This is a genomic window from Moraxella osloensis (assembly GCF_001553955.1).
Lineage (GTDB): Bacteria > Pseudomonadota > Gammaproteobacteria > Pseudomonadales > Moraxellaceae > Faucicola > Faucicola osloensis.
Map to the genome: position 1 here is coordinate 61,756 of NZ_CP014234.1, position 20,431 is coordinate 82,186.

Annotated in this window: 18 protein-coding genes; 8 read left to right on the forward strand and 10 right to left on the reverse strand. The window is 43.0% G+C overall.

Annotated elements, in window-relative coordinates; all coding sequences use genetic code 11:
• The first annotated feature begins 30 nt into the window (after positions 1 to 30).
• Positions 31 to 771: a hypothetical protein gene (locus tag AXE82_RS00275; RefSeq protein ID WP_062330142.1), complete on the forward strand. Its 741-nt coding sequence runs from the start codon at positions 31 to 33 to the stop codon at positions 769 to 771.
• A 47-nt stretch (positions 772 to 818) separates the two neighbouring features.
• Here the strand turns inward: AXE82_RS00275 and AXE82_RS00280 are convergent, their stop codons facing one another.
• The 3 genes from AXE82_RS00280 to ilvA form a co-directional block, all read right to left on the reverse strand.
• A complete protein-coding gene (locus AXE82_RS00280) occupies positions 819 to 1,568 on the reverse strand; it encodes a YebC/PmpR family DNA-binding transcriptional regulator (protein WP_062330144.1) in 750 nt (249 codons plus the stop codon).
• Between the two features lie 144 nt (positions 1,569 to 1,712).
• Positions 1,713 to 3,056, reverse strand: coding sequence for an ABC1 kinase family protein (locus AXE82_RS00285; RefSeq protein WP_062330147.1), 1,344 nt, complete (start codon positions 3,054 to 3,056; stop codon positions 1,713 to 1,715).
• A 213-nt stretch (positions 3,057 to 3,269) separates the two neighbouring features.
• Positions 3,270 to 4,820 (reverse strand): threonine ammonia-lyase, biosynthetic, encoded by a 1,551-nt coding sequence (gene ilvA / locus AXE82_RS00290; RefSeq protein ID WP_062330149.1) that lies wholly within the window; start codon positions 4,818 to 4,820, stop codon positions 3,270 to 3,272.
• A gap of 224 nt (positions 4,821 to 5,044) precedes the next feature.
• On the opposite strand from ilvA, the gene rpiA reads away from it, so the two are divergent.
• On the forward strand, positions 5,045 to 5,734 hold the full coding sequence (rpiA, locus tag AXE82_RS00295; protein WP_115304590.1) for a ribose-5-phosphate isomerase RpiA: 690 nt from the start codon (positions 5,045 to 5,047) through the stop codon (positions 5,732 to 5,734).
• Positions 5,735 to 5,854: 120 nt separating this feature from the next.
• Here rpiA and phbB read toward each other — a convergent pair whose 3' ends face one another.
• Positions 5,855 to 6,628 carry an acetoacetyl-CoA reductase gene (phbB, locus tag AXE82_RS00300; RefSeq protein ID WP_062330151.1) on the reverse strand — a complete coding sequence of 258 codons (774 nt, stop codon included), beginning with the start codon at positions 6,626 to 6,628 and terminating at the stop codon, positions 5,855 to 5,857.
• 598 nt (positions 6,629 to 7,226) lie between these two features.
• Between phbB and glnE the strand changes: the two genes are divergently transcribed.
• The 6 genes from glnE to AXE82_RS00330 all read left to right on the forward strand — a co-directional run bounded on the left by glnE (position 7,227) and on the right by AXE82_RS00330 (position 14,420).
• Positions 7,227 to 10,049, forward strand: coding sequence for a bifunctional [glutamate--ammonia ligase]-adenylyl-L-tyrosine phosphorylase/[glutamate--ammonia-ligase] adenylyltransferase (glnE, locus tag AXE82_RS00305; protein WP_062330153.1), 2,823 nt, complete (start codon positions 7,227 to 7,229; stop codon positions 10,047 to 10,049).
• 99 nt (positions 10,050 to 10,148) lie between these two features.
• Complete coding sequence (locus AXE82_RS00310; protein ID WP_062330154.1) at positions 10,149 to 11,093, forward strand: branched-chain amino acid transaminase; 945 nt, start codon at positions 10,149 to 10,151, stop codon at positions 11,091 to 11,093.
• 112 nt (positions 11,094 to 11,205) lie between these two features.
• Positions 11,206 to 12,033 carry a hypothetical protein gene (locus tag AXE82_RS00315; protein WP_062330156.1) on the forward strand — a complete coding sequence of 276 codons (828 nt, stop codon included), beginning with the start codon at positions 11,206 to 11,208 and terminating at the stop codon, positions 12,031 to 12,033.
• 10 nt (positions 12,034 to 12,043) lie between these two features.
• A complete protein-coding gene (locus AXE82_RS00320) occupies positions 12,044 to 12,916 on the forward strand; it encodes a glycosyltransferase (RefSeq protein WP_062330158.1) in 873 nt (290 codons plus the stop codon).
• 27 nt (positions 12,917 to 12,943) lie between these two features.
• On the forward strand, positions 12,944 to 13,699 hold the full coding sequence (locus AXE82_RS00325; RefSeq protein WP_062330161.1) for a hypothetical protein: 756 nt from the start codon (positions 12,944 to 12,946) through the stop codon (positions 13,697 to 13,699).
• Between the two features lie 19 nt (positions 13,700 to 13,718).
• Positions 13,719 to 14,420 carry a glycosyltransferase family 25 protein gene (locus tag AXE82_RS00330; protein ID WP_062330163.1) on the forward strand — a complete coding sequence of 234 codons (702 nt, stop codon included), beginning with the start codon at positions 13,719 to 13,721 and terminating at the stop codon, positions 14,418 to 14,420.
• A 67-nt stretch (positions 14,421 to 14,487) separates the two neighbouring features.
• Here the strand turns inward: AXE82_RS00330 and AXE82_RS00335 are convergent, their stop codons facing one another.
• From AXE82_RS00335 to aspS, 6 genes are read right to left on the reverse strand one after another with little or no spacing between them, the layout of a single operon-like run.
• Entirely contained in the window at positions 14,488 to 15,177 is a 690-nt protein-coding gene (locus tag AXE82_RS00335; RefSeq protein ID WP_062330165.1) for a hypothetical protein, read from the reverse strand.
• Positions 15,178 to 15,198: 21 nt separating this feature from the next.
• Positions 15,199 to 16,068 (reverse strand): hypothetical protein, encoded by an 870-nt coding sequence (locus tag AXE82_RS00340; RefSeq protein ID WP_062330168.1) that lies wholly within the window; start codon positions 16,066 to 16,068, stop codon positions 15,199 to 15,201.
• Positions 16,028 to 16,819 (reverse strand): hypothetical protein, encoded by a 792-nt coding sequence (locus AXE82_RS00345; RefSeq protein WP_062330170.1) that lies wholly within the window; start codon positions 16,817 to 16,819, stop codon positions 16,028 to 16,030. The genes AXE82_RS00340 and AXE82_RS00345 overlap by 41 nt, the downstream gene beginning before the upstream one ends.
• On the reverse strand, positions 16,816 to 17,598 hold the full coding sequence (locus AXE82_RS00350) for a glycosyltransferase (RefSeq protein ID WP_406946746.1): 783 nt from the start codon (positions 17,596 to 17,598) through the stop codon (positions 16,816 to 16,818). The genes AXE82_RS00345 and AXE82_RS00350 overlap by 4 nt, the downstream gene beginning before the upstream one ends.
• A gap of 18 nt (positions 17,599 to 17,616) precedes the next feature.
• On the reverse strand, positions 17,617 to 18,561 hold the full coding sequence (locus AXE82_RS00355; protein ID WP_062330172.1) for a lysophospholipid acyltransferase family protein: 945 nt from the start codon (positions 18,559 to 18,561) through the stop codon (positions 17,617 to 17,619).
• Positions 18,562 to 18,583: 22 nt separating this feature from the next.
• Positions 18,584 to 20,404, reverse strand: a complete 1,821-nt coding sequence (aspS, locus tag AXE82_RS00360) for an aspartate--tRNA ligase (RefSeq protein WP_172460494.1) — start codon at positions 20,402 to 20,404, stop codon at positions 18,584 to 18,586.
• Positions 20,405 to 20,431 lie beyond the last annotated feature (27 nt).

The following is a 20,431-nucleotide window of genomic DNA, read 5'->3' on the forward strand; positions in this document are numbered from 1 at the left end:
AACAAAAAAAATTCGCCAAGCATCATACGGATGTCACAAAATCAGCTCAAACGCCAGCGTGAATGGGTGTATTTGGCGCATTTTTTAGCCATGCTACATTTACATCCTGCCAAAACCATCTCAGGTACGGATGACGGTAATGAGCCAGATTTTACCTGTATTTTTTATTGTGGCAAAGGTGAATACGCAATTGGCATCGAATTAACCACTTTGCCAAGACTACGCGATAGACTCGGTAATGACAATTTAATGCTAAAACGTTGGTATTGGCAGTCACTGCTACAAGTGTCAACCAAATTTACCCCGACGCAGTTTAATTGTCACGGTGAGATATTAGGTGTCAAGGGCGATTGGCAAAACATTGATAACCGAAAGATTGTCAATGTGTCGCAGCAATTTATCGAGCCATCCCGTGATTTGCCACATCCTACGCTCAGTAGTAAATTACAAAACGGTATTGCCAAAGCCATGCGTTGGTTGCCCAGTGCGTTTTTTACCGATATGGCAGATGAAAATGAAGATTTACCGATTGATTCCTACATCAATCAAGGTGATATTGATGAGGTGATGAGCAAAAAAGCGCATAAAGTCCAAGCGTACCACAAAAAAAGGGCATTGGATGAAGTATGGTTGTTGATTCATACCAATGAACAGCAAGAAAAGGGCTTATTAATTTTTGACACAAATGAAGCCTTGCATCACGGTAGTGAATTTAATCGCGTATTTTTAACCTTATATCCCACCACAACATTGTTACAAGTTGCTAAATAAAAAAGGCTAAATCTACATTTAGCCTTTTCTATGCTTAAAAATTTCATTTAATCATCGAGTTGTTCCATGACATCATCAGTAAAGTTGACATTGGTATAGACTTCTTGTACATCGTCCAAATCTTCAAGCATATCAATCATTTTCATGATTTTTTTAGCATCTTCGACATCAGTGACATCCGCCATGGTTGAAGGAGACATAGTCACTTCTGCATTGTCGGATTTTAAACCGGCTTTTTCTAAGGCATCCATCACCTCACCGAAATTCTCTGGCTCAGTGACCACTGTGATACTATCACCATTATTTTCAATATCGGTTGCACCGGCTTCAAGTGCGACTTCCATGATAGTATCTTCTAGCGACACATCATCAAAGGTAATTTCACCGCGTTTGCTAAACATATAAGCCACTGAGCCTGATGTACCCAAATTGCCACCATTTTTGCTAAAAGCGTGACGCACTTCGCCAACGGTACGGTTGAGGTTATCCGTCATGGTCTCGACAATCACCGCAACACCGCCCAAGCCATAGCCTTCATAGGTGATTTCTTGCATGTTGTCATTGTCACCGCCGCCTGCACCACGTTCAATCGCCCGTTTTACCGTGTCTTTGGTCATATTAACTGAGTTGGCTTTTTCCACCGCCGCACGCAAACGCGGGTTACTTGCTGGGTCTGGGTCGCCTTGTTTGGCAGCGGAGACCAGCTCACGAATGATTTTGGTAAAGACTTTACCTTTTGCCGCATCTTGTTTGGCTTTACGGTGTTTGATGTTTGCCCACTTGGAATGTCCGGCCATGAGTGTATCCTTTATCTAACTATCTAACGTAACAATCTGATTTTCAAAATTTTGCGTGCGCTATTATAAACGAGCAACCCCGATTTTTGATAGGGGTTGCGCCTATGTCATCGCAGGAAATGTTATTGAAAGTTAAAATCAAACCTAAGGGCGAGGCGAGTCAGCAGGTCGTGGCAATGTCGGCAAATCAATATAGCGGTGTATCAACTCACTTAAATCAATTTTTACCTTTAAATTGACCAAGTTCCAATACTGTCCAGAAATGGTTCGATCAAGCATCATGGTAAGTGGGGCAGGTTGAAAGCTTTGCCAGTATTTAAGCGACTCTTTTGCTTTGGCAATCGCTTGAAAATGGGTTTGGCTGGTGGCAAAGTCATAAGGCGCGTGTTTGGATAAATCAAACAACTGGGTAAAACCATACGGGGTCAAACCAATCTGCAACCAATCTTTATAAAAGTCTGGGGGCAGTGGCGCATCATTGTTTTTTTTGATGCCAATGCTGACCAAATCTTGCTCAAGCGCTGTCACATCACCGCTCAGACAGTGAATGGCAAAGCGTTTGAATAACGCAACTTCGTCATGGCTGTAAGATTTGATGCCACCAAAGTCATAGGCAATGACCGAGCCATCAGGGCGAAACGCAAAGTTACCGGGATGGGGGTCACAATGCAGACGATACAGTTTGAACAATTGACCGGCACTAAAATCAAATAAGCGAGTGGCGATTTTTTGTTTGATGTCATTGTCCCAAGTTGCAGCTACTTCTAGCTTTTCACCCAGTTCTTGTGATAGGGTTAAAATACGTTTGGTCGAATGGCTATGAAAAACTTTGGGGATAATCAGCCCCTCATCCTCACTGTGAAAACTGCCAAAAATTGCCAAATTATGGGCTTCTTTGCTGTAGTCAAGCTCGTCATACAGGCTGTCACGGATTTCTGCAAAGATTTTATCTTGCAAGGTTTTATCCATATTGAGCACGCCAGTTATCTTAAGCGCCAAGCGAACGTGTTTTAAGTCACTATCGATGCTGGTATCAACGTCGGGGTATTGCACTTTGACTACGACCGCTTCACCGGTTGGCAACACCGCTTTATGGACTTGACCGATAGAGGCTGCCGCAAACGGTGATTGCTCAAACTGGGCAAACAACGCCTCAATCGGTTGCCCCAATTCTTTTTCCACCTGCTGTTTGATGACGGCAAACGGCATGGGCGGCGCGTCTTTTTGTAATTTCTCCAGCGCTTTTGAGACTTCAGGGGGGAACACATCTTTATACTGCGAGGCGATTTGACCCACTTTCATCACCGCGCCCTTCATTTCGCCTAAGGTGTCGGCGATTTGCAGCCCTACGGTTTGCAGCATTTCGCTACGGGCTGTGAGTTTATCTTCTTCAGAGCCTGCAAAAGACTTAATAGAATTTTTAGCTGCTTTGCCTGCGATACTGGCAGTCATACCGGCAAGTTTTAAAAAACGTTTTTTTGATGACATAGTGGTTGTCTTATAGCAGAATTTTTTAATTAATTTATCAGTGAAACTATCAGGTAAATTATAAAGTTTTAAGTATTGAGATTAGCAGAAAATGGCTATTTTTGCTATGTACCGTGCTGAAATTTAGCGAATTTTGTGCATAGCTTGGCATAAAAAACTTGGCACAAAAAAAGGCGCTACGATGGCACCTTTTTTATCCAAACCGTTAAAAAATTATTGTAAAAATAAGCGATAGCCTAAGTTATCGGTGAGGTTTTCGCACTCATAGCCAATGTCTTGCAGTTTGGCAAGTAATTGCTCGGCGGTTTGCTCACCCATTTGAATGCCCGCTAAGATACGCCCTTCAGCCGCCCCATGATTGCGATAGTGGAATAAAGAAATATTAAACTGTGAGCCCAATTTTTCAAGGAAGTTGAGCAGCGCGCCAGGACGCTCGGGAAATTCAATGCGAAATAGTTGCTCGTCTTTTAATCCCGCGTGTCCGCCGATTAAATAGCGAATATGGGTCTTGGCGACTTCATCATCGGTCAAATCAATCGCGGCATCATCGGCTTCATTGAGTAACTGGTGGATTGCTTTGCGCTCTTTTTCCCCTTCTTTGAGGGCGATACCGACAAAAATATTGGCAGCGTGATGAGGGTAGTTAGGGTTGGTGTTGATGCGGTAGTTAAATTCGGTGATGTTGCGGCCTTTGAGCGAGCGGCAAAAATCCAAGAAAGCGCCTGTGCGCTCAGGAATGGTCACCCCAAAAATTGCTTCTTTTTTCTCACCAATTTCGGTACGTTCAGCGATATAGCGTAACCGATCAAAATTCATGTTGGCACCACATAAAATTGCCACACAGTTTTTGCCTTGCAGATTATGATCTTCGATGTATTTTTTCATACCCGCGACAGCCAAAGCGCCTGCAGGCTCAACGATGGTGCGGGTTTCATCATACACGTCTTTAATCGCCGCACACACTTCATCATTGCTACAAGTGACCACATCAGGCTCGACCACGGGACCTGAGTTATCGCTTTTTGGCATACGGCAGACGGCAAACGGTATTTCACCCAGCTGCGCCACTGCCACCCCATCGACGAACAACCCCACTTGCGGTAGCCGCTTGCGTTCACCGGTATCAAGCGCGATTTTTAAACAGGCTGCTTCTTCTGGCTCGACGGCTACGACTTTGACATGCGGTGCAACTTCCCCCAAAAACGCCGCGACACCTGAAATTAAGCCACCGCCACCAACGGCAACAAACACATATTCCATTTTACGCCATTGTTGTACTAGCTCCATGGCGATGGTACCTTGACCTGCGATAACCAATTCATCGTCATACGGTGGGATAAAGGTCAAGCCATCGGTTTGGGCGCGTTCAATGGCATAGCGGTTTGATTCATCAAAACTATCGCCATATAGCACCACATTACCGCCCAAGGACTTGACAGCACTGACTTTGATATCGGGGGTGGTGGTCGGCATCACGATAATGTTATTGAGTCCCAAGCGGCTAGCCGAGAAGGCGACGCCTTGCGCGTGATTGCCGGCAGAGGCACAAATCACGCCTTTGGCTTTGTCTACTTCGCTCAACTGGCTAATTCGATTGTAGGCGCCCCGCAGCTTAAAAGAAAACACTGGCTGAAAATCCTCACGTTTAAAACGAATATCGTTGTTAAAGCGTTCACTGAGTTTTTTGGCGGGTTCAAGCGGCGTTTGAATAGCAGCATCATACACGGTCGCTTGAAGGATAAGGCGTACCCAATCTGATAACATAATAATGACCTAAGTTTGAAAAATACGTTTGAAGATTTATTTTTACCCTCTATGTACTTTCATAACTAAAACACAGCAAGTCGTTAGAGAAGTAAAAAATAAGTGATTAGATTAGGACTTTAGGGTTTAGCTTGCAAGTGCTTTTACGGTAAAATAAGTTGGGTAATTGATAGCATTAAGTTTTCTATCTGTTTTTTTGATAAATTCCTAACAAGGCTGGGTCTATGAGTACGATGAATGCAAGCACGCAACAACAACAAAAACAAGCCGTGGCAGCAGACGCGTTAAAATATATCGAATCAGGCATGATTTTGGGCGTGGGGACGGGCAGTACCGTCAACTGCCTCATTGAATTATTGCCAAAAGTTAACCTAAAGGGCGCTGTGGCAAGCTCAAAGGTCACCGAAGATAAGCTCAAAGCGCTCGGTATTGAGGTGATGGATTTAAACTTCACAGGTGAGTTAGATTTGTATATTGATGGTGCCGATGAAGTAAACCAGCACTTACAGCTAGTCAAAGGCGGTGGCGGCGCTTTAACCCGTGAAAAAATTGTTGCCGCCGCATCTAAGCAGTTTATTTGCCTGGTGGATGAAAGCAAATGGGTACAGCAATTAGGCGTTGGCTTTCCACTACCGATTGAAGTATTGCCGCAAGCGCGCTCATATGTAGCGCGCGAGTTAGTACAGCTTGGCGGTGAGCCAGTCTACCGTGAAGGATTTGTCACCGATTATGGCAATTTGATTTTGGATGTTTATGGCTTAGATATCGGCTTGGACATTGAGAAGGTAGCAGCGTTTGAAGCAAAGTTAAACAATATCGTTGGGGTGGTGTGTAATGGGTTATTTAGCGCACAGCGCGCTGATATTTTGCTGATGGCAACGGCAGATGGCGTAAAAAAATTGACAGCCAAGTAAGTAACCAGTAAGTTAACGGTTGTTAGTAATGTTGTCACACAACAAAAAAGACCAAGTCACGATGACTGGTCTTTTTTAATTTATAACCGATTTAGTTCACAAATGCTAATGGCAAGCTCATTAGTGCATGTATTGACCGCCGTTTACATTGATGGTCTCACCGGTGATATAAGCAGCGCCATCGCTGACCAAATACATCACGGCAGCAGCAATCTCTTCAGGTTGGGCGATACGACCCATTGGAATGCCGGCTTTGATGCTTTCCATCACTTTTTCAGGCACCGCCATCACCATTTTAGTACCCGTATAACCCGGTGCAACCACGTTAACGGTCACCCCAGATTTAGCGCCTTCTTGTGCCAGCGCTTTACTAAAGCCGATAATACCTGCCTTGGTGGCTGAGTAGTTGGTCTGACCAAACTGACCTTTTAAGCCATTAATTGAGCTGATACTGACAATACGCCCAGATTTTTGCTCAAGCATTTTGTTAAAAACAGGTTGGGTGACCGTGAATAGTGATTTTAAGTTGGTATCAATCACCTCTGACCATTGCTCATAAGTCATTTTTTTGAAAGTCGTATCACGGGTGATACCTGCGTTATTTACCAACACATCAATGTGACCTGCTTTTCCAATTGCATCAAGAATGGCTTTGGTGGCGGCTTTATGGTCGGTAAGATTGGTTTCAACAAAGGTGAAATCGCTGGCATTCATGCCTTCTTCTTTTAACCAAGCTTCGCCGCGGTTGACTGTGCTATCTGCTTTATGGGTGTAGGTTGCAATGATGTGATAGCCAGCTTGGATTAGCGCATGACAAATAGCCGTGCCAATACCACCTAGCGCACCTGTTACGAGGGCAATTTTTTTATTTGCAGTTGGGTTGTCCGTTGTCATCACAATACGCTCCTTGTTTGTTGTGATTGTTGGTTGTACTAAAAAATTCAATGATTTAAATAGTTTATAAGATAAATGTGTTGGTTTTTTTACAATTTAATATGCGGCTAAAAAATCAGTCACACGTGATTGATATCAGGGTCACAAAAAATCTATAGACCGAATATTCACATAAATTTATTGACTTTTACTTCCTTGTTTTTTTCATCATATATGAAAATTTGATAACTACCAATATTTTTTACGTTTTTATTCCTATGACAAACATTTTGATACGCACAAACGAGTATTTATAGGTTTGAGTGCTAAAAAAATTTGCAACAATAGCGGTTTGTGCTAGGCTATAAGGAAAGCTTTAAGCAATGTAAGGTTGAGCAAAATACCCTGTATCAACTGCAGTTAATCAAGCCTAATTGCAAAATCTCCCGCTTGATGGTACAAACTTGGCTTAATTGTACAAACTTGATTGGACAAGATTGATTGTACAAGATTGAGTGTATGAACACGCAAACGTGAATGCTTAGTACTTATATATATACCACGATGAGCTGGGTCTGTTTATTTAGTCTGTTTATTTATTTGCCACACGGAAATTAGAATGCCGCAACTCTTACCGACGATGGAACAAATCGCTGTATTACAGCAAGCTAGTAATTTTGGCTATCAGTATTGGCAGACTAAAACAAACGTTGTACAAAGCTTTTTAAAAAGCTATCCGCTTTCCCAAACGCTCGATGTCCAACATATCAAAGATTTAATACGCGATTATACGCTAGATGAAGATTACCAATTGGCGGATGAAGCAAGCGTGATGCGGGGGCTGCGTCATCTACGCAATTTGTTGATGGTGCGCTGGATTTGGCAAGATGCCTTAAATCTGATTAGCCTAGAGCAGCTGACATGGGAGCTATCAAAATTTGCCGATTATTGTCTCATCTTTGCCAAAGACTATGTGTATCAAGATTTAATCAGTCGCTATGGCGAGCCGTATTTTTTTGATGAAAAAAATAAACCACATAAGGATGATTTAGCCATCATCGCCATGGGTAAAATGGGCGCAGAAGAGCTCAACTTATCAAGCGATATCGATTTGATTTTTGTCCATCAGGGGCAAGGTGAGACGGTGGTTGACTCGTTAAAACCACCAGGGTCAAAAGCTGCTAAATCCATCGACAACAAGAAATTTTTTACCAAATGGGGTCAAGGCATCATCAATCTGCTTGATAAAAACACCCAAGACGGTTTTGTATTTCGCATTGATATGCGCCTTCGTCCTTGGGGCGATGGCAGTGATTTGGCAATTCATTTATCGGCACTGGAAAAATATTTTGCCCAACATGGACGGGCATGGGAGCGATTTGCTTGGCTAAAAGCCAGAATCGTCAACCCTGTCACCTTTAGCGATAGCTTAGAAGCCCTTATCAAGCCGTTTGTGTTTCGTTATTATGTTGATTATAGTGCCTTTGCCGCCCTACGTGAGATGAAATCACTGATTCAAAACCAAGTCGAGCAACGTCAAGATACCGACAATGTCAAGCTTGGTGCGGGGGGTATTCGTGATATTGAGTTTATCGTGCAGTCGTTTCAGTTGATTTATGGCGGGCGTGTCAGTGATATCAGAGTAAAAAACTGCCTACAAGCGATGAGCCAACTGGAAAAACATGGCTTTATCGATGCGGTGACTCATGAGCAATTGGCACAAGCCTATCGTTTTTTACGTAGATTGGAGCATGGTATCCAAGCCATCAATGATGAACAAACCCAGCGACTACCCCAAGATGCCAAACAGCGACATCAGCTTGCCCAAGTATTGGGGTTTGCTGATTGGGCGGCATTGTTAGCCAAACTCAATGAATACCGCCAAACGGTCAAAATACCTTTTGACGAGCTGGTCAGTGATCGCCAACAGTCTGATGAACAACTGCAAGTGGATCATCAGCACAATTTATCTGAGCTTGAGCAAAAATTAAGCGCTGACAATAAAGATAAATTAAACCAGTTTTGGCAAAGCAAGCTCATTACAGGGCTCAGTGAAGAAGCCAAGACTCGCCTAAATGCCGCCTATCCGATTCTAATCAATGGGTTGTTACATTCCGATTTAAGCGAAGATGCAATCAATGTGGCGTTACCTAGAATGTTGACACTACTAGAGGCGGTAAGTCGTCGGTCAATTTATTTGGTCATGTTTGCCGAAAACCCAACGGCAGCCGCCAAATTGATTCCCATGTTGGCAGCAAGCCCTTGGATTGCGAGCGAATTGGTCAGTTATCCTGTTTTGCTAGATTCATTTATCCGTGAAAAATACCGTCATTTACCTGATAAGGCAGAACTTAGTGACATCTTGCGTCAGCAGTTGTTACGGGTAGAGCCTAATGATGAAGAAGGGCTACTCAACGCCTTTCGTTTTTTCAAAAAAACCCAAGTGCTGGCAGTGGCGGCAAGTGATGTGTTGGCGGATAGACCGTTGATGAAAGTCTCTGATTCACTCACCTTTATCGCTGAAGTGGTGCTTGAAAAAGCGTTGCAACGGGTATTTGGCGAATTGGTGAAAAAACATGGCTATCCTGTCAATGCCCAAGGCGAGCCTGTGAGTGAAGCGCATAATGGCTTTGCGATTATCGGTTATGGTAAGCTTGGCGGGCTTGAGATGAGTTATAGCTCAGATCTTGATCTTGTGTTTATTCATGACATTGATGAAGAAGCGATGACGCTCGGTGAAAAACCCATCAGCGGTATGAAGTTTGCCGCACGCCTTGCCCAAAAACTGATGAATTATTTGACCACCCAAACGCGCGATGGTCGTGTCTACGAGATTGATATGCGCCTGCGTCCTTCGGGTCAAGCGGGTATGATGGTGGTATCTACCCATGCGTTTGAACTTTACCAAATGCACAAAGCTTGGGCGTGGGAACACCAAGCGTTGGTTCGCGCTCGTGCCATTTGCGGAGATAACCGCGTGATGAAGCGATTTGACCAAATTCGTAAAGAAGTGTTGTGTCTGCCGCGCGATAAAGACAGTGTCCGTATCGAAGTATCCACCATGCGGCATAAGATGCAAGACCATTTGGGCAGCAAACCGCATACCAAGCAGCAAGGCTTGTTTCATCTTAAACAAGATGCAGGCGGATTGGTTGATATTGAGTTTATTGCCCAGTTTGCTGTCTTGGCGTATGCCAATCGTTATCCTGCGTTGGCCATTTGGAGTGACAATGTGCGTATCTTTGAAGCACTTGCCAAAACAGGTATTATCGAAACCGAAATATGCCAACAGCTAACGCACGCTTATCTTCGTATCCGCAGCATGACGCATCGCTTGGCGTTAGCAGAGCAGCCGATACTGGTGGATGAAGCCCAGTGGCATGAACTACGTAATTTTGTTGATGAACAATGGCATCGCTTGATTGGGCAACGACCAGAATAGATGTAACATCAATTTTCTTTCAAACAAATTATTTAAACAAAACACTTTTTATTTCAAACTAAACACTTTTTATTTCAAACAAAACACTAGGAGTAATCAATGGCAACAATTCCCAGCATGGCAGACCGTGATGGTTTTATTTGGATGGATGGCAACATGGTAGACTGGCGTGATGCCAAAATCCACGTATTAACCCATACACTGCACTACGGGATGGGCGTATTTGAGGGGGTTCGAGCCTACAAAACCCATGATGGACGCACGGCGATTTTTCGTCTAGAAGACCATACCCAGCGTCTGCTAAATTCAGCTAAAATTTTCCAGCTTGCTGTACCCTATTCGTATGAAGAAGTATTACAAGCACAAAAAGCCGTGGTACGTGAAAATAACCTTGAATCGGCCTACCTTCGCCCATTGATTTGGGTCGGTTCTGAAAAATTGGGTATCGCTGCCAAAGATAATAGCATTCACACCATCGTTGCCGCTTGGGTTTGGGGCGCTTATCTGGGTGAAGAAGGCATGGCAAAAGGTATCCGGGTAAAAACCTCAAGTTTTACCCATCACCATCCAAACGTCACCATGTGTAAAGCCAAAGCCGTCAGCAATTACCCAGTATCTATCATGTCAAACCAAGAAGTCACCCGTCATGGCTATGATGAAGCGGTATTGATGGATACCCAAGGCTATGTTTGTCAAGGCTCAGGGGAAAACTTATTTTTGGTCAAAGACGGTGAGCTGCATACCCCAGATTTGTCAGGTGGGGCATTGGACGGCATTACCCGTCGTACGGTGATACAGTTTGCAAAGGACTTGGGCATCAAAGTGCATGAGCGTAGAATCACCCGTGATGAGTTTTATATTGCGGACGAAATCTTTATGACAGGTACTGCCGCCGAGATTACCCCAATTCGTGAATATGATGACCATGTCATTGGCTGCGGCGCACGTGGTGAAATCACCGAAAAACTGCAAAGTCTATTTTTTGACGTGGTGCAAGGCAAAAATGATAAATACGCGCATTGGCTCAGCTACGTGGATGAATAATCGGTAAAATTGTAGATAAGTGAAAATAAGTAGATAAGTAAACATAAAAGGATAGTTATGTTAAAATGACTATCCTTATTTTTTGAAAAATTATCGGTACTTTGGAAGTGACATGACAACATCGAGTGCAACCACCCCGCTTAAGCAAATTATTTGTATCAAATGGGGCACCAAATATGGCGCAGATTACGTTAATAAACTCTATGGTATGGTAAGCCGTAATATTACCCCGCCGTTTCGCTTCGTCTGCTTTACCGACAATACCGATGGCATTCGTCCTGAAGTAGAATGTCAGGATTTGCCGCCCAGCGATATTGTGATGCCTACCAACACCCTTGGTAAATGGCCTAAGTCACGGCTTTGGAATGCACAGCTTGGCAATGTCACAGGAACGGTATTGTTTTTAGATCTTGATGTGGTCGTAGTGGGTAGCCTTGACGACTTTTTTAGTTTTGGTGATGACGATCAGACGGTTTTATCTTATAACCCAAGTAACCCCTTAGAGAAGCTAGGTCAAACCTCGTGTTTTCGCTTTAAAGTCGGTAGCTTGGTTAGTTTGCTAGAAAAATTCCGTGCCGATCCACAAGGGGTGGCGGATAAATATCGCTTTGAGCAGCGTTTTGTCACTCACAATGCCCCAGGTGGGGTTAAGCTTTTCCCCAAAGAGTGGGTGGTGCATTTTCGCCGCAAATGCCGTCAGCCATTTCCGCTAAATTATTTTATCCCGCCAAAACTGCCTCATGATGCACGCATTATTATTTTCCCGGGGGATTTGTATCCGCAAAATGCGATTGCAGGACAATACAACAAAAATTCTGCCGATAACGCTAAAGAGCATTTAGGGCAATTATTTACTGCTGAAAAAATCAAAAAACCGATATCACATCTGCGGCATTTTATTTTACCGACCATGTGGGTTGAAGAGCATTGGCGAGAATAGAGGATAAACTATGGCTAACTTAGACCAACCTATCAAAATCTTTATCGGCTGTGACCCTAATAACAACGACCTTGAGCAGATGATGGTGCTAGATTATAGCTTGCACAAACATACAAGCGAGCCTGTTGAGATTATCTGGATGCAGTTAAGCCGTGACCCAAGCAGTGTATGGTATTCCAATCCGCAAACAGGCGAGGGCTGGCATACCGAAAAATGGGCGACCCCGTTTTCGGGTTTTCGTTGGGCAATCCCTGAATATTGTGGCTTTAGCGGACGGGCGATTTATATGGATGCCGATATGGTGGTGTTGGACGATATCGCTAAATTGTGGCAGCACCCGATATCCGATGAGGCGATTCTTGCGGCTAAAGGCGATGGCGATTTGATGCGACTGTGCACCTGCGTATGGGATTGCCAAAAAGCTAAGGATTATCTTGAGCCTGTCGCCCAGCTACAAACCGATCCTGAGAGCCATAGCAAAATGATGGCAAAATTTAAAGCCAATCCGCAACTCATACAGCTCTATCAAGACAGTTTTAATTGTGTGGATGGTGAAGATTTAGCGATTGAGGATATTCGGATTTTGCATTATTCGGACATGGGAACGCAGTTTAGCCATAAATATTCCTTACCGCGCTTACAAGCCGAGGGCAAAACGCATTGGTTTGATGGGCAGATTTTGCCGCACCCTCGTCAAGATTTGGTTGAGCTTTTCGATACCTACTATCAAGAGGCGATACAAGCCGGTTATAGTATTGAAATCTATCGCACTACGCCGTTTGGCGAGTTTCCGAAAAAAAAGCATAAACGCTATAAGGGCAATGTCATTACTCGTACACCAAAGGTCTCAAGTTGGTTACAATCAATTTTTCAAAAATTTTAATTCTCTGTTTGGGTAAATAAGAGCGATATGACAATTTTAAGTTTAGCAGATGTAGAGCTTCACTCTTTTCATTGGGATAACTTTAACCCAGACATTCTCGCCAGTCACAAAAAGCTCATGGCATTTTATGGATTAAATGTACAGTGCACTCAAGAAAATATTCCCCATGGTGAATGGCTTACCCAAGTGGTTAGTCAATCGACGAGAAAAGTTATCGGTATTATTGAGCCTGATGTGATACCCTTAACGCCTGATATAGTGTTACAAACTGCACAATATGTCTATGAGTATGATACCTTCGTGGGTTGTGCGCAAGTGTCGAACCACAAGCACCCAGCCAGCCACATATTTGCTTCACCCGCGTTCTTTTTTATCACGCCTCCCTGCTATGCGAAGCTTGGAAAACCGTCATTTATGCCGACCCATCGAGCTGATGTGGCAGAAGAACTATCTTATAAAGCAGAAGAAATTGGCATTCGCTATCGTACATTATACCCTACTTATTATGAAGCCTCACCCCCAAATGGCGTGTGGTTACTAGGTTCATATGGCTATTATGGGATTGGCACGGTATTTCATGACAGCGTGTATCATTTATTTCAAAGTCGAAATGCCAAAAATGTTGAATTGTTTGTTAAACGGGTAGATGAAGTGATAAATCAAACTTTTAGTACCACAAATTTTCATTGTTTAACTAGCTTTAATACTCCTGAGAAAATGGTAAAACCACCCAAAAAACGAGTATGGTATAAAAACTTTATCAGTAAGCTTAAAGGTAAATAGCTTGTCGGAAACGTAACTTATGCTAAAAAACTACGTCATTAATGTCGCCACCAACACTGAACGTCAAGCCCATACTCAGCAAGAGTTTGGCAAGAAAAATATACCTTTTACATTTTTTAAAGCAGTTACCCCGATTGATACGGACAGCGTTTATCAACAGTTAGGGTTGATAGCAGACACATCGCATTGTACCGCAGGTGAGATGGCGTGCTTATTAAGTCATGTCAGCTTATGGCAACGTTGTCTTGATGAAAACTTAGATTATATAGGAATTTTTGAAGATGATATTATACTAGGTGAAAGTAGCCAAAAACTACTTACTCAAATTGACTGGCTAAAAAATCATCAGATGGATTTTGTAAAACTAGAAAAAACTAGTCGCAGAGCATATCTTGCTAAACCAAGTGAGTTTCTATATTCTAATACACATAGGGTGTATGAATTACGCTCTCGTCATATTAATGCCGCAGGATATATATTGTCAAAAGTTGGAGCCACACAATTATTGACATTTGTGCGAGGGTTATCACAGCTAGAAGCGATTGATATTTTATTATTTGATGTCAAAAAATATCCAAAAAACATTATTACCTATCAAATATTACCAGCTATTGTTATTCAAGCCAAAAAAATTGCTACCACTGCTAATCAAGCTTTGATATCTAGTGACTTAAGAAAAGAACGAGGAACTGAAATCAAGAAAGAAAAAACCAGTCTCTAACGTCTTAGTAATGAGATTCAACGTTGGGCAAAACCTTTATATATGACAAATATTACCTTTAGATAGATTACTTTATTGAATAATAGGTAATTAATACCAAAATAATCATTATGATTATACCAATTGCACGGTTTCTTTTACGAATAAGTTGCCGGCGCAGTTTCGGCTGTTCACGGCTGGCTTGGTATTGCTCAATATACACCTCACCGTCATAATCTTTATCAAAAATCTTAATGTAACCCGCATTGAGTGGTTCCATTTTGATTTTGCCTTTAAACTTTGCCATCGCACTGTCAAGACTATCTTGATCCACTTGTGTGCGTTTGCCGCCAACTTGCTCGGCAATCCATTGCTGAACAAGGGCGTGCGAGGCGTGCGTGTTGTTAAAATACAGCGTACTTGCCAAATAATCATGCGACATATTCGGCAAACCACGAGTGTAATAAAATGCCACATCGATGTCTTTTTCTGCCAATTCGTTAAAATAATTGAGCGGTTTTACCACGCCTGCATCAGCATCCAAATATAAAATGCCGTAATCAGGGAAATTTTGCAGACAGCGTAAAATAAAAATGGGCTTTAGTCGTGTATTGGCTTCCCAAAACCCTGCGTCTGCCACTTCCTCAAAATAATAATTGAGATGAAATTTATCCAACGTGCCTCTTAAGCGTAAGGCATGGTCGTGATAATTGGGGGTAAAAAAACACACTACAATAAATTTATCGGGGCTGTTAAGCTGTTGATAAGTCAATGACATAGAAAAACTCAGAAAATAGTGTTAATCAAAAAAGGGTAAATTTTTAAACAAATCTTTAGAAACAGGCGAATGATTATAAACCATGACGCCCTGCTGTTGATAAACGCTTGCCAATAAATCAAACGACGGCACAATACGGTTATAAATGGCAGGGGCAAGTTTACTGGGGGCAGAGTTTTGTACATTTTCATAAAAACGGGGTTCGTGGGCGTTGATTAAATCAATCCCATATAAATGTATCTCGCTAAAGCCCAAACGGTACGCTAACTGCGTCGCCACAAACGCCACTGTCCCTGCCTCGACAAAGCCGTGACTAATATCCAAACTTACACCAATCGTGGTATCGCCGTGTCCCTCAATCACAAACTGCGGATGGTTAGCAAAATCCATCAGCAGACGTTTATTATTTTTTCTAAAAAATTTCGCCAAAAAATGCTTTGAGGGTTGGCGAATCGGGCGTTCCACCGAATAAATCAGGCGTAAATGTTGAACGTATTTTTTAATCAAATTGCGGTCAGTATCTGCCAATTTTTCTAACACCGTTTGGGTGATATAAAGCGGACATTGCCCATGATAACGGTTTTGCAAAATTGCCAAATTATGGCGAATAAAACGGGGGTCGGTTATCACATAGGCAACGGGCTGTTGAAAATCGTATGTCTCCATCAATTCAATGCTGCCATTCACAAAGATACACGGTTGTTGGCTAATTTTATTTAAATTGGCTGAATGAATACTAGAGCCAGAGGCAAGAATATTTACCGATTTTTGTGGCGGTAGGGTGAGGTAAGTATTGTCAAATTCGCTATCGACAATAGCAATATTAATATTATTAGGTAGCTTGAATTGATTATTTGCCACGCGTTGCCCCCACGCACCAATCAGATTCATGATACTGTCGCATCAGAGCAAACGCCGTTTCACCCGCTTGCAAACGGTCAAAAACCGTAAGCAAAAAGTCAGCGGCAAATTTATCGACGTTAGCAAATTTTTCATACCGTTGTCGCATATTGTGCAAGGTGTCGTCCGTACCAAGTCGAAAATGACGCAATCCGTCATATAAGGCTAAATGTTTTTGCTGATAAGCCTGGACTTTATCGGGATTTGGTAAACTATTATCCGTTAGCAAATCCAGTTTTGTTTCATACACTTTTAAGGTATTGATTAAAGTTGGTATATTTAAAAAAATCGCTTGGCGAGTAGGATTGGGGCTAAAATCCACAAAGGTATCCGCTGAAGATACTAACCATCGCAAGGATAAGTTATGCCATAAAAAATCTTGTTCCGACTGCCAAAGCTGTTCAAACGCCTGAAAAACGTTTACGCTATCAAACTTTCGGCGTAACAATACAACCAATACCGCATGGTACAAGCACAGTAAAGGTTGCCCTAAAAATTCATGTTGTAAATTTGTAAAATGACTGTGCAAATCCTTAAACCGTTTCGGCTCACTCGCATTAACCGTAATCTCACTGTCAAAAATCTGCAAATCGGGCGTGATCAGCGTGTCTTTCATGGTCGCCAACGACAAATGCGTGAAATAGGCAAAAATCGGCTCTGCACCTAAGATTTTCTCACTTTTAAATAACAAAGTTGCTTTGCGTTGCCAGCCTGTGGGCTTTTTTATTGAGGAAACACTCATCGCCAATAATCCCTAATCCAGTTGGTTGGTAATACCTTACGATACCATTTACCGCTTTTACCCATGATGGCATCAGGTGGATTGACTTCACCATGAAAAATGACTATTTTAGCATTTTTGGGCAGAATAGGCGGTTTGACAAAACTTAAGGGAAATGGCTGCACACATTGGTATTTAAAGCTCACGCACCAAGACGCATCCCAATATTCAAGGTGATGATGTTCACGCAAATAATTGGATAGATAAGCTTGCTCATGGCGTACTTGGCTACGAATCTTGTCAAAATTTTGCTCAAAATTTGATAACAGATTCGGATAAGTATGTTGTCCGACTTTAAAGCGATACACCGATGAATTACCCACCATGCGCCACGGTTTTTTCCAATCACGGATAATCACCACACTGTCATCGTGCTGCGCTTGATACGTAAAAAAGCAATCAATATTATCGACAATCACAATATCAATGTCCAAAAATAACGCCGTGCCTTTTAAATCATATAATTGAGGGCTAAAGGTGGTCAGTTTTTTCCAGCCACGTTCAGGAATATTACTGGGTAAATTAAGCTCAGGAATTGGGTAGCATTTGACGTTGGCATCTATCCCTGTGCTATCATCCGTCAAACATACCATTTGAAAGGGCAACGTCAAATGTCTGTTTACCATATTGTACAGGCGATTAACGTACTCAGCACCATATTTGGTGCCCCATTTCATACAAATAATGTAACGGTTTTCATCGGGCAAAGTAGGCGCTGAAGTATAATTTGGTAAAGTCATAAGTCAATGATTATCATATTAAGTAAGTGAATTGATAATATCATGATTGCTAAGTTTTGGATAACGCTGGCGAACCGCTAATGCGATGGATGGCTTGGCATTATAAATAACCGGAAATCCTGGCACACCTTTAAAGCGCTTATAGCCCCACATGTATTGACTGGGGAAACGGTCAATCATCCGCTCGATTGCGTGGTTCATCGCGGTTGTCGCTGTCACCATGTTTTTGTCATACAAGGCGGGGTCAGTTAACTCATCACAATAAATATCAAAGCCTTGTCCATCGTCACGGCGTACACAGGTCAAACCCACCAAGCTACATTTGGTTTTACTGGCTAATTTGCTAGCAAGGGTACTGGTCAATGTCGGAATACCAAAAAAAGGCACCACTTCACCGCCAGATGGGTCAGGGACATGGTCAGGCAATATGATACTAAAACCGCCTGCTTTTAAGGTTTTAAAAATCGCTTTGACCCCAGTCGCATCGGTTGGTACCAAAGTTGCGTTTAGGCGCTGACGCCCTTGTAGCACAAACTGATTGGCTTGTTCACCTTTCACGGGTTTATACATGATGGTGGGTGCACCAAACTGGTTGAGCCACGCATTCATGATTTCCCATGTTCCCAAATGCGGTACAATTGCAAGCATGCCATTGGGATTTTGTAAGCCTTGCATCAAAACTTGTTGATGATGCACGGTATGGATTTGTTTAACCGACCATGCAGGTGGCATCGCCCAGCTTTTAGCCGATTCCACCATATTTTTGCTTTGATTGGTAATACAGGCTTTGGCAAGCTGGTCACGCTGGGTTTCGGTGAGTTCAGGATAGACAAGTCGTAAGTTAGTATCTACCGTTTTCATGATACTTTTGTCACGACGAAGTGAAATGATAAAGCTTGCGATATGTGCCAATAGATATAGCATCCACATTGGCACATATTTGAGGAGAGTAAAGGCATTCATCTAATTAAAGGTGTCAGCTTGATTAAGATTGTGGCGCTTTACTGTCTTTTTCGCGTATACGGATACCCAATTCACGCAGTTGTTTGCCATCCACAGGTGCAGGGGCTTCAGTCAGCGGACATTCAGCTGTTTTGGTTTTTGGGAAAGCGATGACGTCTCGAATCGATTGTGAGCCTGTCATTAGCATAATTAACCGGTCAAGACCGAATGCCAAACCACCGTGCGGGGGTGCACCGTATTTTAGCGCGTTAAGTAAGAATGAGAATTTCTCTTCGGCTTCAGCTTCAGAAATACCCAATGCTTCAAATACCGCTTTTTGCATCTCTAAGGTATTGATGCGCAGTGAACCACCACCGATTTCAGTACCATTTAATACCATGTCATAAGCGATAGATAGCGCGGTTTCTGGGTTGTTTTTCATCGCTTCAACCGTGCCTTTTGGCTTGGTGAAGGGGTGATGCACCGACGTCCATTTACCCCCCAGCCCATCACCACTGTCGGTTTCTTCAAACATCGGGAAATCCACGACCCAAAGCGGCGCCCACTCACAGGTTAGCATATTTAGGTCTAGACCCAATTTGACACGCAGCGCACCCATGGCATCATTGACAACTTTGGCTTTATCCGCGCCAAAGAAGATGATATCACCGGTTTGCGCCTCGGTACGTTTAATCAGCTCGACTAATACCTCATCGGTCATGTTTTTGATAATCGGTGATTGTAGACCTGATTCTTTATCGACACCGTTGTTGATGTTGCTCGCATCGTTGACTTTGATATAAGCCAGACCTTTTGCGCCATAGATGCCGACAAATTTAGTATATTCGTCAATTTGTTTACGGGTAATTTCACTACCGTTTGGCACACGAAGCGCCACCACACGACCTTTTGGGTCTTTAGCAGGGCCTGAAAATACTTTAAATTCCACAGACTGCATGATATCAGCCACGTCAATTAACTTCATAGGAATACGCAAGTCTGGTTTGTCAGACGCATAATCACGCATGGCTTCAGCGTAGGTCATACGCGGGAAGGTATCAAATTCAATGTTCATCATGGTTTTGAACAAGTCTTTTGTTAATCCTTCGGCAATGTTCATGATATCTTCATCACTTAAAAATGAGGTTTCGATATCGATTTGGGTAAATTCTGGCTGGCGGTCAGCACGTAAGTCTTCATCACGAAAACACTTAGCAATTTGATAATAACGGTCAAAACCCGCCACCATCAATAGCTGTTTAAATAGCTGAGGTGACTGTGGCAATGCGTAAAACTCACCGTTTGACACGCGGCTAGGCACCAAATAATCACGCGCGCCTTCTGGGGTGGCACGGGTCAAGATGGGGGTTTCTACATCCAAGAAACCTTGGTCATCTAGGTAACGGCGAATGGTGGAAGTGGCTTTGGCGCGAAACTTCATACGCTCTTGCATCTCTGGACGGCGCATGTCTAAAAAGCGATATTTTAGGCGCAGTTCTTCAGAAACGTTGGTGAACTCATCATTGAGGGGAAATGGCGGCGTCTCAGAAGTGGCGATTGTTTCGATGTCTTTTGCCAATAACTCCACTTGACCGCTGGTCATGTTTTTATTTTCAGTACCGGCATAACGCTGACGCACACGACCAGTGATTTTGAGCACATATTCAGAACGCGCGCTATCTGCTGTAGCAAATGCTTCTGGGGTATCTGGGTCGATGACCACTTGCAGTAGGCCTTCACGGTCACGCATATCCAAGAAAATAACCCCACCGTGGTCACGGCGACGATGCACCCAACCGCAAATAGTGATGGTTTGGTCGTTTAAGTTTTCGGTGACAAGCCCGCAATAGTGTGTACGCATCATAATGAAGCAATCCCAATATTTTTCGTA